The following is a 14,809-nucleotide window of genomic DNA, read 5'->3' as shown; positions in this document are numbered from 1 at the left end:
CATCACGGGGCTTCCGTCCGTGTTCGGGTTTACAATTCGATCCATATCGATCTCCAATGCTGGCTAAGGACTTGCGGCTTTGCGCAATAAAACTTGCAATCAACAAGATCACAGAAAGATGTCACCGATATCGTTTTCAAGCCTAAGCCCAGAATGATGATGCGGAATCTTCACTGCTCTCTTAGTTCGCGCCTCGTATACCAAAGTGAAGTCATGAGAATAAGTTCTCTTTTTGGATGGCAACAATAGATTTTTCTTATAGCTTAACGACTACTGAGGCAGACACTATCCTCGCTTTTCAAATGACCCTGTGTCCGAACTGAAATTGGCGATTGTGTTTCTACATCCCGCTCGGGCACAGTCGGCTTCATTACCACGCGCCGTTCCCCCTGACCCCCAAAATACCACGCGGCGCTCCCAAAACGTTAAAGGCACTTATATGGAATTTGACTATGTCATTGTCGGTGGCGGCTCGGCGGGATCTGTCCTTGCCAACCGTCTAAGCGAAGATCCGCAAAAAACGGTTTGCTTGCTCGAAGCTGGGGGGCTGGGCGATCACCTTATTATTCGAATGCCCGCCGCCATCGTTGCCGCGTTACCGGGGCGCCCAAAGATCAGCAACTGGGCGTTCGAGACAGTTCCTCAACCCGGTTTGAACGGGCGCAGGGGCTATCAGCCGCGCGGCAAGGCCTTGGGTGGATCAAGTGCCATCAACGCGATGCTTTACGTTCGGGGGCAGCGACAGGATTATGATGGCTGGGCCGATCAAGGGTGCATCGGTTGGGATTGGGACAGCGTCTTGCCCTACTTCAAAAAGTCCGAGAATAACGAACAGGGCGCTGATGATGTGCATGGCGACAAAGGCCCGCTGCAGGTGTCATATCAAAAAGAACCGCGCCCAGTGACCCATGCCTTTGTAGAGGCAGCAGAGCAACTGCAACATAGGCGCACCCAAGATTTCAATCGCGGCAATAACGAAGGCGTGGGCCTGTATCAGGTCACCCAGTTTCATGATCCGGACAGAAATGGCGAACGCTGTTCGACCGCAGCTGCCTATGTCCACCCGGTGATGGATCGCCCCAATCTGACGGTGATCACCTATGCGCACGCAAGGGAACTGACCTTTGAAGGCAAACGCGCCACAGGTGTGATCTACAAACAAAAGGCGAAAGGCCCCGATCTTAGTGTATCTGCCAGACTAGAAGTGCTGATCTGCGCCGGGGCGCTTCAATCGCCGCAACTGTTGCAGCTTTCGGGGATCGGCGCCGAGGATGAGCTGCGCCAAAACGGAATACCAGTCCGGCACGCGCTGCCCGGCGTAGGCAAGAACCTGCAGGATCACCTTGATTTCATTCTGGCTTACAAAAGCAAGGACACCGATAATTTTGGTCTGGGTCTGGTTGGTGCAGCGCGCCTGTTGGGCCACCTCTGGCGATGGCGCAAAACCGGTGCGTCGATGGCAGCGACACCTTTTGCCGAAGGGGGAGCTTTCTTAAAAACCTCTCCGGATCTCGACCGCCCCGATATCCAGCTGCATTTCGCCATCGCGCTGGTCGATGATCACGCCAGAAAACTGCATTATGGCTACGGCTATAGCTGCCATGTCTGCAAGCTGCGCCCACACAGCCGCGGCTCGGTCGGGCTGCACAGCGCCGATCCGTTTTCCGCCCCCGCCATTGATCCCGGCTTTCTGTCCGATGACCGCGATCTTGAGACCATGATCAAAGGCGCCCGCATGATGCGCGAGATTATGCAAGCGCCTGCTCTGTCCAAGTTCAGGAAATCCGAAATGTTCGGAACCGACACCGCAACCACGGATGCGGATTGGGAACAGCATATTCGCGCCCGCGCCGACACGATCTATCACCCCGTCGGGACATGCAAAATGGGCCTGGATGATATGGCCGTAGTCGACCCCGAGCTTAAGGTGCACGGTATCAACGGACTAAGAGTTGTCGATGCCTCGATCATGCCGACGCTGGTATCGGGCAACACCAACGCTCCCACGATCATGATCGCTGAAAAAGCGGCTGACATGATCAAAGCGGCGGCGCGATGAAACGGGCTATTGCTCTTTCAGCAACGCCTCAAGACCAACGCGATAATTGGGGTACAGCAGCTGCACCCCAAGCTCATCCTTGATCCGATCATTCCGAACGCGCTTGTTCTCATTGTAGAAACTGCGCGCCATCGGGGTCAAATCAGCCTCTTCATAGGGCACGGCTGGCGGCAAGGGCAGACCCTGCAACTCCGCCGCGTAGCCGATCACATCCTGCGGCGGAACCGGCTCGTCATCGCAAACATTGTACACTGCGCCAGGATTTGGTGCCGCCATAGAGGCCGCCAAAACCTGTGCAATGTCGTCGACATGGATGCGTGAAAACACCTGCCCCGGCTTGATGATCCGCCGCAACCCACCGCGTTTAAGCTTGGAAAACGGCCCCCGCCCAGGCCCATAGATCCCCGCTAGGCGGAAGATATGAACGGGCAGCCCTGGAATGGCATTCCATTGCTCCTCGGCCCGCAGACGCCAGCGGCCCCGCTTCGCCGTGGGCGCAGGCGGGGTAGCTTCGTCCACCCAAGCGCCCTGATGATCGCCATAAATCGCCGTGGTAGATAAATACCCCACCCAGGTGAACTGAGCCGCCCGCGCCACGATCTCATCCCTCAACGCCGCCAGAACAGGATCACCCTCTTCGGTCGGCGCCGTGGAAATCAAAACATGTGTCACACCGTCCAGGTCCGGCAAGTCTCCGGGCCAGACCAAGGGCACGGCCCCAGACGCTCGGATCGCAGCCATTCCATCGGCGTCACGCGTGGTCCCGATGATGTTCCACCCATCCGGCGCCAAGCGGCGCGATAGGGCCTGCACCGAATAGCCGTGGCCAAAAGAGAAAAGCGTTCCTGTCATCCCCCCTAGATGATCTGGACGGAACCGGGATGCAAGCACCTCATGGACGACTTGATTCGAATCCCCTCCTGCGCCTTTCATTACGGCATGACCAAGAAAACACCCGACCTGCACGCCGCCTATGCGCTGACCTCGCCCGAGGACAACAAACGTCTCTACGCCGAATGGGCAGGCGACTATGATGACGGTTTCGCTATGCGCGAGGATTATCAGCTGCATATCCACACCGCCCGCGCCTTTGTTGGCGCCTTCGGGCAGGGCCCAGTGCTGGACGTGGGCGCAGGAACCGGCCTTTGCGGAGCAGTTCTGACCCGCTTGGGCGTAGGACCAATCGATGCCACCGATATCAGCGCAGAAATGCTGGAACAGGCCATGCGCAAGGACATCTACCGTGATGCGATCGAGGCCGACCTCAACACCGGTATCCCCGTGCCGCGCCATAGCTATTCGGGCATCGTATCCTCAGGCACTTTCACCCATGGGCACCTCGGCCCCGAGGTACTGCCCAGCTTGCTACGCGTTGCCCGTCCGGGCGCTCAATTCGCGCTGTCAATTAATACGAAGCATTTTGAAAAACTGGGCTTTGCCGAAGCGCTCCGCCAACTTGAACAGGGTGAGATCCAAAACCTCTCCCTACCCGAAGTCAAAATCTACGGCGATCTCGCCGCCGGCCCCAACAAAGACGACACCGCTTTCATCGCATTGTTCGAGCGCATTTGATCCGCTCTTCATCTGGCCAAAAATATCCCGGGAGAGGTGCGGCTTGCCGCGCCGGGGGCAGAGCCCCCTACCGCCCTTTCCAAACCGGATCGCGCTTTTCAGCAAAGGCGCGCGCGCCCTCCAGATTGTCCTCAGACCCATAGAGCACATCCACACTGGGCAACTGCCGCTTTGTGATCCGGTTCATCGCGTCCTGGAACTTCGCATCCTCGGCGTCACGCACAATCTCCTTGATCGCTGCATAGACCAGAGGTGGACCGCTGGCCAACAACCGCGCAAGTTCCCAGGCGCGATCCATCAGTTGATCGCCGGGCACGATTTCGTTGACCAGCCCCCAACGATGCGCCTCAACCGCGTCGAACCAGCGCCCGGTCAGCAACAGCTCCATTGCAATATGATACGGGATGCGCTTAGGCAACTTGACGCTGGCCGCATCGGCCACTGTCCCTGACCGTATCTCGGGCAAGGCAAAACTGGCGTGATCTGCTGCGATGATCATGTCAGCACTCAGCGCCAGTTCCAGCCCACCACCGCAGGCGATACCATTGACCGCAGCGATCACAGGCTTGTTCAGACCGCGCAGCTCCTGCAACCCTCCAAACCCGCCGATACCATAATCGCCATCCACCTCATCCCCATCAGCGGCCGCTTTCAAGTCCCAGCCGGGGCAAAAGAACTTCTCTCCGCCACCCGTGAGAATCGCCACACGCAACTCGGAATCATCGCGGAATTCCTGAAACGCTTCGCCCATGATCCGGCTTGTGGCCAGATCAATCGCATTGGCTTTGGGCCGGTCCAAAGTAACTTCGAGAATTGCGCCATCACGGCGGGTTTTGATCGGACTCATTGGCTTGCCTTTCGGATCAGCGCATCCACTGCAACCGCGTCCTCGGCGGTGCAGATCAGCGGGTTAATCTCAACTTCTTCGACTGTTGCCGCATTGGCAATGACATAGTTCTGAACAGCCTCGACTGCATCCAGAATCGCGTCCATGTCGGCAGGTGCTTTGCCGCGATATCCTGATAACAAAGGTGCACAGGCCAGCTTGCCCAGCGCCGCCTGAACAGCAGCCCGAGAAGACGGGATCAGGACCGAGACCGAGTCGCGCAGAATTTCCGTAAGCACCCCTCCGGCCCCAAGGGTCAAAACATAGCCATGCGCCGGATCACGGGTCACACCGATCAACAGCTCGGAGACTGATCCGGTTGCCATTTCCTCGATCAGTACCGTTTCGGTGCCAATCGATCTGGCGGTTTCGGCCAGATCAGATCGCGTGACACTCAGCCGAACCGCATCATGTTCGGTCTTATGCGCCAGCCCGACGCCTTTCACCGCAAACGGTTCTTGCAGGTCGTTTGGAATCTGCGTTGCGTCTTGCGCTGCAATCTCAAAACTGCGCGGGATGCGCAGGCCAAAACCCGCAAGTGCCGATTTCGCCTCTGCCTCGCTCAGAACCTGATCTGCGGGTGTATCTGAAGGCAGCAACACGGGATCAGAGGCGGGCGGCAAAGGTCGCGCTGCGGCCTCAACGGCTGACAATGCCTCATGCAGCCCGGAAAAGGGCACCACCCCACCATCTGACAATTGCTGTGCCACATGTTCAGGCATCAGCTCCGGCAAAGTCGCCGTCACAGCAAACGGTCGACCAGTCGCGGCAACACAGTTCAACGCGGCCTGCGTGGCACACACCCAATCTGTCGCATCCGTATGCGGATAATCCACGATGGCCATGGTCATGCCCTTGTCCGGCCCGGTGATCCCCGACCAAGCGCGGGTCATCGCCTCGGTATCGCGCCAAATATAGGTGTGATAATCCAGCGGATTTGCCAGCGCCACCATGGGGCCCAGAGCGGCACGCAGGTCCGTGCGCTGTTGATCGGTCAGGGGCGGAAAATGCAGATCTCGCCCTTCGGCCATGTCAGCGGCCAGGCTGGCTTCGCCCCCGGAACAGCTGATCATGCCCAAACCGTTTCCGTCCAGCCGCCCCGCAACATGCAACAGCTTGAGGCATTCCAGAAAACTGGGGATATCATCAAGCCGCGCAATGCCCAGTCGATCCAGAAACGCCTGTGCCCCCGCATCACCACCCGCCAGTGAGGCCGTGTGCGAGATCGTCGCCGCCTGCGCGTGTTGCGACCGGCCCATCTTCAAAGCGACGACGGGCACGCCCCGCTCATGCGCTTTTGCGGCCAAAGCCTCCCATTTCCGCAGATCACCAAACCCTTCGATATGAACACCAATCGCAGTGATACGGTCATCGTCCAAAAGGGCCGCCGCGATATCGGTCTGATGCGTCTGCGCCTGGTTCCCGCAAGTCAGCATGAAGGCCAGCGGCAGCGCGCGTTGCTGCATCGTCATATTGATGGCAATGTTCGAGCTTTGCGTCAGGATCGCCACACCTCGGTCAACCGGCCGCATTCCGTGCTGATCGGGCCAGATTGCGGCACGTTCCAACCCGTTGACGAAGCCGTAGCAGTTCGGCCCAAGGATCGGCATGTCACCCGCCGCCGCGACCAGTTGCGCCTGAAGATCAGCACCCTGATCATCTTCGGCCTTGGCTTCGGTAAACCCGGACGCAAAGCAAACCGCACCGCCCGCACCCGCAGCCGACAGTTCTGAAATCACAGGGATCGTGGCATGGCGATTGATGCCAATAAAGGCCACGTCCGGCGGACGCGGCAAATCCGCAATCGAGGGCACAGCACGCTCACCCGAGACCTGATCTGCTTTGGGGTGAACGGGCCAGATATCCCCGGTGAACCCGAACTTTCTGGCCTGAGCGATAACATCTGCACACCAGGCCCCGCCGCCGATCACGGCCATCGATGACGGGTTCAGAACACGCCCCAGGGGCCTCATGCGCCCAGCGCCCTCAGCAAGTCCCGGCTGATGATATGACGTTGGATCTCGCTGGTGCCATCCCAGATACGTTCGACCCGCGCATCCCGCCAGAACCTTTCCAGCGGATAGTCATCCATCAATCCCATCCCACCATGAACTTGAATGGCTGCATCGGTCACTCGTGCCAGCATTTCAGAGGCATAGAGCTTGGCCGAGGCAATCTCTCGGTTCGCGGGCAGGCCTTTGTCCAGCCGATCCGCCGCCGCCAAGGTCAACAAATCCGCCGCGTCGATTTCGGTGATCATGTCGGCGATCTGGAAGGATACACCCTGAAACTTTCCAATCTTCTGGCCAAACTGCTCGCGCGTGGCCGCATAGTCCAGCGCATAGTCAAAGGCTCGCCGTGCGCGCCCGACTGACATCGCGGCCACGGTGATCCGGGTGGCATAAAGCCAGGTGTTCATCACCTCGAACCCGCCATCAACCTCGCCCAGAACCTGGCTGTCGGGCAAGCGACAATCATCGAAATCCAGAACCATGTTCTTGTAGCCGCGATGGCTGACCGATTTGTACCCATCGCGGATGGTGAAACCCGGTGTGCCGCGATCCACCAAAAACGCGGTGATGCGCTTTTTCGGCCCTTTCGGCGTCTGATCCTCACCCGTCGCGATGAAGACGATGATGAAATCCGCGTGCTCGGCGCCCGAGATGAAATGCTTGGTCCCGTTGACCACCCAATCCCCGCCATCCCGAACGGCGGCACATTTCATCCCGCGCACATCCGATCCCGCGCCGGGCTCAGTCATGGCCAACGCATCCATCCGCTCACCCCGTACGGCTGGCATCAGGTACCGTTCGACCTGTTCACCCTCGCAGGCCATCAGGATGTTCTGCGGACGTCCGAAGAAATGGTTCAACGCCATCGACCCGCGGCCCAGTTCCCGTTCGACCAGCGCGAATTCAAGATGGTTCAAACCCGCACAGCCGACGCTTTCGGGAAAGTTGCAGGCGTAAAAGCCCAACTCGAGGGTCTTGCGTTTGATCTCTTCCGCGATCTCATGCGGGACTTCGCCGGTGCGTTCGACCAGCTCTTCATGCGGGTAAATTTCGTTCTCGACAAAGCTGCGCACGGTCGAGGCGATCATTTCCTGTTCGTCGGACAGACCATATTGCATCTGAATTCTCCACATCTGAGCCTGCGCATATGGTGACCGGGCTTGAAAATCAGATCATGCAGAGATAGCCATTTATCATGCGAGTTTGGACTAAATCCGCTGCCGCACCGCAGCAAATTGGTGTACTTCTGTTCGACGGGTTTTCAAACCATTGCCTGGCCAACACGGTTGAGCCGCTGCGGGCCGCAAACATGCTATCGGGGCGAATTCTTTACCATTGGACGTTCCTGTCGCTGAGTGATGGGCCGGTGACTTCGTCATCAGGTTTGGAGGTCGCGCCGCATGGCACACTGCAATCTGCAAGTGGCGACATTTTGATGGTGATGCCGTCTTACGGGTTTCAGGCTCATAGCGGTTGGCAAACCCTCTCGGGTCTCAGATCGGCCGCGCCACGTTTTGAGACATTGGCAGGGCTCGATACCGGCAGCTGGTTGCTGGCGCTGGCGGGTCTTCTGGATGGGTATCGCGCGACAATTCACTGGGAAGAACTGACAGGCTTTACTGAGCGTTTCCCGGATGTTGATGCGGTGCGCGAGCGGTTCGTGATTGATCGGGATCGCATCACATGTTCTGGCGCGATGGCAGCGTTTGATCTGGTTTTGCACCTGATCGGACAGGCACAGGGGCAGGCATTGGCGCTGGAAGTAGCGCAGCTGTTCATGACCCGCGATTCTGCCAGATCCCATACGGGTGGCGCAGGTGCGACCAGCGGATATGTGAACAAGGCACTGGCGCTGATGCAGGAACATCTGGAAACACCCCTTCCGATATCCGAGATCGCCCGGCGCGTTGGCCGATCTCACAAGGCGCTTTCCCGGCGGATGCAATCCGAGTTAGGTGCAGGGCCTGCACAGGTCTATCGACGGCTGCGGTTAAACCTGGCCCGCAAACTGGTGTCCGAGACAGACCTGAGTATTGCCGAGATCGCCTTGCGCGCTGGCTACGAAGACCCCAGCGCCCTGACCCGCGCGTTCAGAACCGAATTCGGGCTGGCCCCGCGCGCGCTAAGGGCGCGCTAGGTATACATCTGTTTTTTGTAAGCCCGCGTGCGGGTTGTCGCCTCGGCTGATCCGTCGTGATAGGTGCCAAACCACTTGTCGAACGGGATTTCCGAAGTGCCATAGTTGCACTCGAAATACCGGTGGTGCAGCTGGTGGAAAAAATCCCCGGCGCGCGCGGCCTCCGTATCCCCCGCCTTGAGTTTTTCGAACCCGGAATGGGACAGGACCGGGCTGATCTGCTGAAAATACGTGTGGAACAGCAGGTGCATCGGGTGTGACGGCACGATCAGGTGGATGAAGTAGGTGGTGAAATACAGGAGGTTCTCAAACCAATGGTTCGAGATCCCTGACCACGGACCGATATTCACGTTGCGATGATGCACCGCGTGGACGTGTTTGTAGAGTTTCGGGTGATGCTCAAGCCGATGCACCCAATAGAAGTGCAGACCCGACCACATCGGGATAAACAGCATCCATAGAACGAACCAAACCGGTGCAGCGGCCCAGGTCACGGTCGGGACATACCCGTTGGCCATCGCCCAGTAGATCACCCATTGATAGACGGTCGCCACAGTCATCGCGCTGCCCAGCGTCCACCAGATATTATCCAGAACTTGATTGCGGAAGGTGAAGTTTCCGTTGTCGCGGGTCAGATCGCGGCGGTCGAATTTTTTGTACATGCCCTGCCCTTTGCGCATGTACAGCCACCAATGCAGGCCACCAGCGACCAGGATTTGAGGCACCATGTTCAACAGCCAGATACGGAACATCCAACCGGCCGAAAAGTTTCGCATAGACTCTAAACCGGGAAAAAACAGCACATAGGCTGTGATGGCCAAGCCCATACACAGGGTCAACGCCGTGATCTGCAACCACGCCCCCCTGTACCATTTCAGCACGGCACCCGGGCGCGGTGGCCAATTGAACAGCGGGTTCAATCCCACCGGACCTTCGGGGTGGTAATTCCAGCGGGCGGCTTCGGGGTCCTGAGCGGTGTCGGTCATGGCAGTCACTCCGGTATCGGGGTCAGGTTGCGTAATCCGAGCCTTCGGCATCCAGCATCGCTTTGATCTCACGCAGATGCGCCTCGGCCTGATCGGGGTAGTCATCCAGCTCTTGCGCGGTCTTTTCGGCGATCTCATCCGAGAGCACGCGCAAAGGCTGTCCGGTTTGTAGCGCGCGGATATAGGTTTCGGCGGCGCGCTCAAAATAATAGAGTCTATTAAAGGCATCTGCCGGATCACTACCGATGATCAGTACACCATGGTTGCCCATGATCATCACCTTTTTCTTCGGGTCCGAGAGCATTGAGGCGCAGCGTTCGCCCTCGCTTTCAAAAGCCAGTCCGCCGAATTCCTCATCAATGACATAGCGGTTGTAGAACGTGGCCGTGTTCTGATCGATGGGCGGCAGATTGCTTTCAGCCAATGAGGCCAGCACAGTCGCAAAGATCGAATGCACATGCATTACGCATCGCGCGTGGGGACAGTGACGGTGGATCGAGCCGTGAAGCCCCCAAGCCGTTGGGTCCGGCGCGCCGGGTTGTGTCATCACGTCGGGATCATTCGCGTCCAGCAGCAACAGGTCCGAAGCCCGAATACGCCCGAAATAAATCTGATTGGGGTTCATCAGGAACTGCGTTCCATCCTCATTCACCGCCAGACTGAAGTGATTGGCCACGCCTTCATGCATGTTCAGACGTTCAGTCCAGCGAAAAGTCGCGGCCATATCCACGCGCTGAGGCCAATGGTCGATATTGGGGCGAAGATTGGCAACACTCATGGCATGGCTCCCTAGCAACTGATCTGGGAAAAGCCTGCCTCGCGCACAGAAGTTTGACCAACGAAAAAAACGCCTCTATCTCATTAGTAAAACTTATGCTGAGGTTATGCACGTGCGGAACTCTCTTCCACCTCTGGGCTGGCTACGCACCTTCGAAGCAGCTGCGCGCAATCTCTCATTCACCGGAGCAGCGCGAGATCTAAACATGACGCAAAGCGCGGTAAGCCAGCAGATTAAGTCACTGGAGGGGCATCTGGGTCAGCCTCTGTTTCTGCGTCGTCCCAAGGCGCTGGAGTTGACCGAGGCCGGAATCACCTATCTGCCCGTTGTGCGAGAGGCTTTTTGGACGCTGGTGCGTGGGACCCAAGCCGTGACGGGCGCGCAGCAGAATGCCGTTCAGGTTCAGTGCAACATCAGTTTCGCCGTGAACTGGCTGGCCCCTCGCCTGCCTGCATTCCAGGCTGAACACCCGGATGTGCAACTGAACATCTTCACTGAATTGTGGGAGCCCCGGGAAATGGCGGAAGGCGCGGCGGTAGAAATCCGATTCTCACTGCGCCCTGCCGATACTGTTCGAACCGAGTTGTTGCGGCAAGAATACTACTATCCTGTTTGCGCACCGGGTTTTCCGGTCACTTTGGACACTTTGCAGCAGCAGCCGCTGTTTGATTGTTCGAACCTGCTGTCAAATTGGGCAAGTTGGGCCGAAGAACAGGGTCTAAATTGGGAAAAACCTACGATCACCTATGCAACGACGTATCTGGTCTGCCTATCGGCGGCGATGGCTGGGGGTGGGTTGTGTTTGGCTCATGACGCTATTGCAGGGAGGCTGATCGAACAAGGGCAGCTGGTCGCCCCGTTCGACCATCGCGCCCCGATGCCCGAGGCCTATTATCTGTTGCTCTCCCCTCAGGCCGAGGAAACCCCGGGTGCTGTCGCTTTTGCCAATTGGATAAGACGCGAGATCGGGTAGCTCCCGCCCATCGTCGTTGCCCCTTGCGGGGCATCTCCTCTGGTTGGGCCGCACAGCGCTGGCGCGCTGCGGGCAGGTTTTGTGATGATTTGATGACCTAAAATTACCGGGGTTGCACCCGACCGCGACTTCATGAAAGTTGAGCCATGGAATACACACCTTTCCCAAGCTGGCCCGATGTCGCCCCTCGTTTGATCGCCGTTGCCGCCGGACGCGACGCCGCCGATATGGTCATTCGCGGTGGCATCTGGGTCAATGTGCACAGCCGCGAGCTGCTGCCTGATCATTCGGTCGCGATTGCTGAGGGGCGTATTGCCTTTGTCGGGCCGGATGCCACCCATTGCATCGGCCCTGAGACGCAGATCGTCGAAGCAGAAGGTCGCTATATCTTGCCCGGTCTATGCGACGGCCACATGCATATCGAATCGGGCATGCTGACACCCGCAGAATTTGCGCGAGCCGTGATCCCGCATGGCACCACGTCAATGTTCACCGATCCGCACGAGATCGCGAATGTGCTGGGTCTAAACGGCGTGCGCATGATGCATGACGAAGCGATGATGCAGCCGGTGAATATCTTCACCCAGATGCCCTCTTGCGCGCCATCGGCTCCGGGATTGGAGACGACGGGCTACGAGATCACGCCCGAGGATGTCCGCGAAGCGATGAATTGGCCCGGCATTGTCGGGTTGGGTGAAATGATGAATTTCCCTGGTGTGATCCACGGTGACCCTAAGATGCTGGCCGAGATCGCAGCTACTCAACGCGCCGGCAAAACGGTAGGCGGACACTATGCATCCCCTGATTTAGGGCCAGATTTCGCGGCTTACGTCGCAGGCGGGCCTGCAGATGATCATGAAGGTACTTGCGAAGCCGATGCCATTGCCCGCGTACGGCAGGGTATGCGCTCGATGATGCGGCTGGGCTCGGCCTGGTATGACGTGGAAAGTCAGATCACGGCCATCACCGAAAAGGGCCTGGACCCGCGCAACTTTATCCTGTGCACAGATGATTGCCACTCGGGCACTTTGGTGAACGACGGGCATATGAACCGGGTGGTGCGCCACGCGATTGCCTGCGGCTGCGATCCGCTGATTGCGCTGCAGATGGCCACGATCAACACCGCCACCCATTTCGGGCTGGAGCGTGAGATTGGGTCGGTCGCTCCCGGGCGCAGGGCGGATATCGTTCTCAGTTCGGACTTGATTGAATTACCGGTTGAGACAGTAATTGCGCGCGGACAGGTGGTCGCGGAAGGTGGTCAGATTACAGTTGACTGTCCACATTTGAACTGGCCCGACAACGCCCGCTACACCGTGCATCTGGGCCACGCGCTGAGCGCGGACGATTTCGAGATCAAACCCCCAACGGGGGCCAACCGCGTACAGGCCAACGTCATCGGGGTTGTCGAAAACCAGGCCCCGACCAAAGCGCTGAAGGCGGAACTGCCGATCATTGGCGGGCTGGTCGAAGGCGAAGGTGATGTCTGCCAAATCGCGCTGGTGGAACGTCATCAGGCGACGGGCGGGGTGACGAATGCCTTTGTCTCGGGCTTTGGCTATCAGGGCAAAATGGCCATGGCCTCAACCGTGGCGCATGACAGCCACCACATGATCGTGGTTGGTACCGACCGGGAACAAATGGCCATGGCGGCCAACCGGCTGGCCGAAGTGGGAGGCGGGATCACCCTGTACCGCGATGGGCAGGAGCTTGCACTGGTCGAATTGCCCATCGCTGGTTTGATGTCCGACAGTCCCGCGTCTGAGGTCGCAGCAAAAGCTGAGAATATGGTCGAGGCTATGCAGGCCTGCGGCTGTACCTTGAACAACGCCTATATGCAGCACTCTCTTTTGGCGCTGGTCGTGATCCCGGAATTGCGGATCTCGGACCTGGGGCTTGTAGATGTGCGCACATTTGAAAAGATCGAACTTCTGGAACCACTGGCATGACAAAAATAAAAACACCTGATGCAATCGCACCGGAAAAATTCACAGACCCCAAAGCAGCCGTAGCTCGGCTGGAAGTGCTGTACAAACAAGCCACCGAATATCTGTGTGACCACTTCGCCTCGGCCCTGCAAGACGGCGCGCCAGAGGGACGGATCAGAGCCTATTACCCGGAAATTCGCATCAAAACCACGTCTTACGCGCAGGTCGACAGCCGGTTGAGCTTTGGCCACGTGTCCGAGCCCGGCGTTCACGCAACCACCGTTACCCGGCCCGATCTGTTCCGATCCTATCTGGAGCAACAGATCGCCCTGCTGATCAAAAACCATGGCCAGCCCGTGACCATCAGCGCATCTGATACGCCGATCCCGGTGCACTTCGCGGTTGCCAACAATCCAAATTTGATGGTGCCACAACAGGGGGCCGCCGGTTTCACCCTGCGCGATGTCTTCGATGTGCCCGATCTGAACACAACCAACGATGACATCGTCAACGGTGTGCTCGATCATGACACGGTCGGCCCGCTGGCCTTGTTTACCGCACAGCGTGTGGACTATTCGCTGGCGCGACTGGCGCATTATACGGCAACGGATGCTGGGCATTTTCAGAACCACGTGTTGTTCACCAACTACCAGTTCTATGTCTCGGAGTTCGAGAAATACGCGCGCGAACAACTGGCAGACCCCGAAAGCGGCTATACCAGCTTTGTTTCGACAGGGAATGTTGAGATCACGACCCCGGATGCAGACCTGGAACAACCCCTGAAACTGCCGCAGATGCCCACCTACCACCTGAAACGCGCGGATGGGTCAGGGATCACTCTGGTCAATATCGGGGTCGGTCCGTCGAACGCGAAAACCGCAACAGACCATATCGCCGTCTTGCGACCGCATGCCTGGCTGATGGTCGGGCACTGCGCCGGGCTGCGCAACACGCAAGCGCTGGGGGACTTCGTTCTGGCCCACGCTTACTTGCGCGAGGACAAGGTGCTGGACGATGACCTGCCCGTCTGGGTGCCGATCCCACCGCTGGCCGAGGTTCAGGTCGCGCTGGAACACGCCGTTGCCGAGGTGACAGAGTTGCAGGGCTATGAGCTTAAACGGATCATGCGCACGGGCACGGTGGCTTCGGTTGACAACCGCAATTGGGAGCTACGCGATCAGTCCGGCCCGGTGCAGCGGCTCAGCCAATCCCGCGCAATCGCGCTGGATATGGAAAGCGCCACCATTGCCGCAAACGGCTATCGTTTCCGGGTGCCCTACGGCACATTGCTTTGCGTATCAGACAAACCCCTGCACGGTGAATTAAAGCTTCCCGGCATGGCATCATCGTTCTATACCACCCAGGTCAGCCGTCATCTGGCAATCGGAATACGGGCGATGGAACACCTGCGGGGCATGCCGCTAGAGCGTCTGCACAGCCGGAAATTGCGCTCTTTCGACGAAACAGCCTTCCTGTGA

At 58.3% G+C, this 14,809-nt stretch carries 12 protein-coding genes; 6 read left to right on the top strand and 6 right to left on the bottom strand.

All coding sequences use genetic code 11. The features are described 5' to 3' along the window. Positions 1–439 precede the first annotated feature (439 nt). Positions 440–2,059 (top strand): GMC family oxidoreductase, encoded by a 1,620-nt coding sequence (locus ACR0JE_RS19110; protein WP_480865279.1) that lies wholly within the window; start codon positions 440–442, stop codon positions 2,057–2,059. Between the two features lie 6 nt (positions 2,060–2,065). Here ACR0JE_RS19110 and ACR0JE_RS19105 read toward each other — a convergent pair whose 3' ends face one another. Next, positions 2,066–2,911, bottom strand: a complete 846-nt coding sequence (locus ACR0JE_RS19105; protein ID WP_480865278.1) for an SDR family oxidoreductase — start codon at positions 2,909–2,911, stop codon at positions 2,066–2,068. A gap of 87 nt (positions 2,912–2,998) precedes the next feature. Between ACR0JE_RS19105 and ACR0JE_RS19100 the strand changes: the two genes are divergently transcribed. Further along, the gene (locus ACR0JE_RS19100; RefSeq protein ID WP_480865281.1) at positions 2,999–3,631 is read left to right on the top strand and encodes a class I SAM-dependent DNA methyltransferase; all 633 of its coding nucleotides are present in this window, start codon (positions 2,999–3,001) and stop codon (positions 3,629–3,631) included. 67 nt (positions 3,632–3,698) lie between these two features. Here ACR0JE_RS19100 and ACR0JE_RS19095 read toward each other — a convergent pair whose 3' ends face one another. The 3 genes from ACR0JE_RS19095 to ACR0JE_RS19085 are packed head-to-tail and all read right to left on the bottom strand — an operon-like array spanning position 3,699 to position 7,647. Continuing rightward, the gene (locus tag ACR0JE_RS19095) at positions 3,699–4,478 is read right to left on the bottom strand and encodes a carnitinyl-CoA dehydratase (RefSeq protein WP_480865276.1); all 780 of its coding nucleotides are present in this window, start codon (positions 4,476–4,478) and stop codon (positions 3,699–3,701) included. Then, on the bottom strand, positions 4,475–6,490 hold the full coding sequence (locus ACR0JE_RS19090) for an acetate--CoA ligase family protein (RefSeq protein WP_480865275.1): 2,016 nt from the start codon (positions 6,488–6,490) through the stop codon (positions 4,475–4,477). The genes ACR0JE_RS19095 and ACR0JE_RS19090 overlap by 4 nt, the downstream gene beginning before the upstream one ends. Next, complete coding sequence (locus tag ACR0JE_RS19085; RefSeq protein WP_480865274.1) at positions 6,487–7,647, bottom strand: acyl-CoA dehydrogenase family protein; 1,161 nt, start codon at positions 7,645–7,647, stop codon at positions 6,487–6,489. Before ACR0JE_RS19085 ends, ACR0JE_RS19090 begins: the two co-directional genes overlap by 4 nt. A gap of 77 nt (positions 7,648–7,724) precedes the next feature. On the opposite strand from ACR0JE_RS19085, the gene ACR0JE_RS19080 reads away from it, so the two are divergent. Beyond that, positions 7,725–8,666: a GlxA family transcriptional regulator gene (locus ACR0JE_RS19080; protein WP_480865273.1), complete on the top strand. Its 942-nt coding sequence runs from the start codon at positions 7,725–7,727 to the stop codon at positions 8,664–8,666. Here the strand turns inward: ACR0JE_RS19080 and ACR0JE_RS19075 are convergent. Together ACR0JE_RS19075 and ACR0JE_RS19070 are read right to left on the bottom strand one after the other, a co-directional pair. Continuing rightward, complete coding sequence (locus tag ACR0JE_RS19075; protein ID WP_480865271.1) at positions 8,663–9,652, bottom strand: sterol desaturase family protein; 990 nt, start codon at positions 9,650–9,652, stop codon at positions 8,663–8,665. The genes ACR0JE_RS19080 and ACR0JE_RS19075 overlap by 4 nt on opposite strands. Before the next feature lie 22 nt (positions 9,653–9,674). Next, positions 9,675–10,430: a class II aldolase and adducin N-terminal domain-containing protein gene (locus ACR0JE_RS19070; protein ID WP_480545307.1), complete on the bottom strand. Its 756-nt coding sequence runs from the start codon at positions 10,428–10,430 to the stop codon at positions 9,675–9,677. A 112-nt stretch (positions 10,431–10,542) separates the two neighbouring features. Here ACR0JE_RS19070 and ACR0JE_RS19065 point away from each other — a divergent pair, with 112 nt between their 5' ends. The 3 genes from ACR0JE_RS19065 (at position 10,543) to ACR0JE_RS19055 (ending at position 14,809) form a co-directional block, all read left to right on the top strand. Continuing rightward, positions 10,543–11,403, top strand: a complete 861-nt coding sequence (locus tag ACR0JE_RS19065) for a LysR substrate-binding domain-containing protein (RefSeq protein ID WP_480826117.1) — start codon at positions 10,543–10,545, stop codon at positions 11,401–11,403. A 146-nt stretch (positions 11,404–11,549) separates the two neighbouring features. Further along, entirely contained in the window at positions 11,550–13,352 is a 1,803-nt protein-coding gene (ade, locus tag ACR0JE_RS19060; RefSeq protein WP_480865270.1) for an adenine deaminase, read from the top strand. Next, positions 13,349–14,809 (top strand): AMP nucleosidase, encoded by a 1,461-nt coding sequence (locus tag ACR0JE_RS19055; protein ID WP_480865269.1) that lies wholly within the window; start codon positions 13,349–13,351, stop codon positions 14,807–14,809. Before ade ends, ACR0JE_RS19055 begins: the two co-directional genes overlap by 4 nt.

It is taken from the genome of Ruegeria sp. H3 (assembly GCF_056533095.1).
Note: the sequence above shows the minus strand (reverse complement) of the source record. Positions and strands in the feature narration are given on the sequence as shown.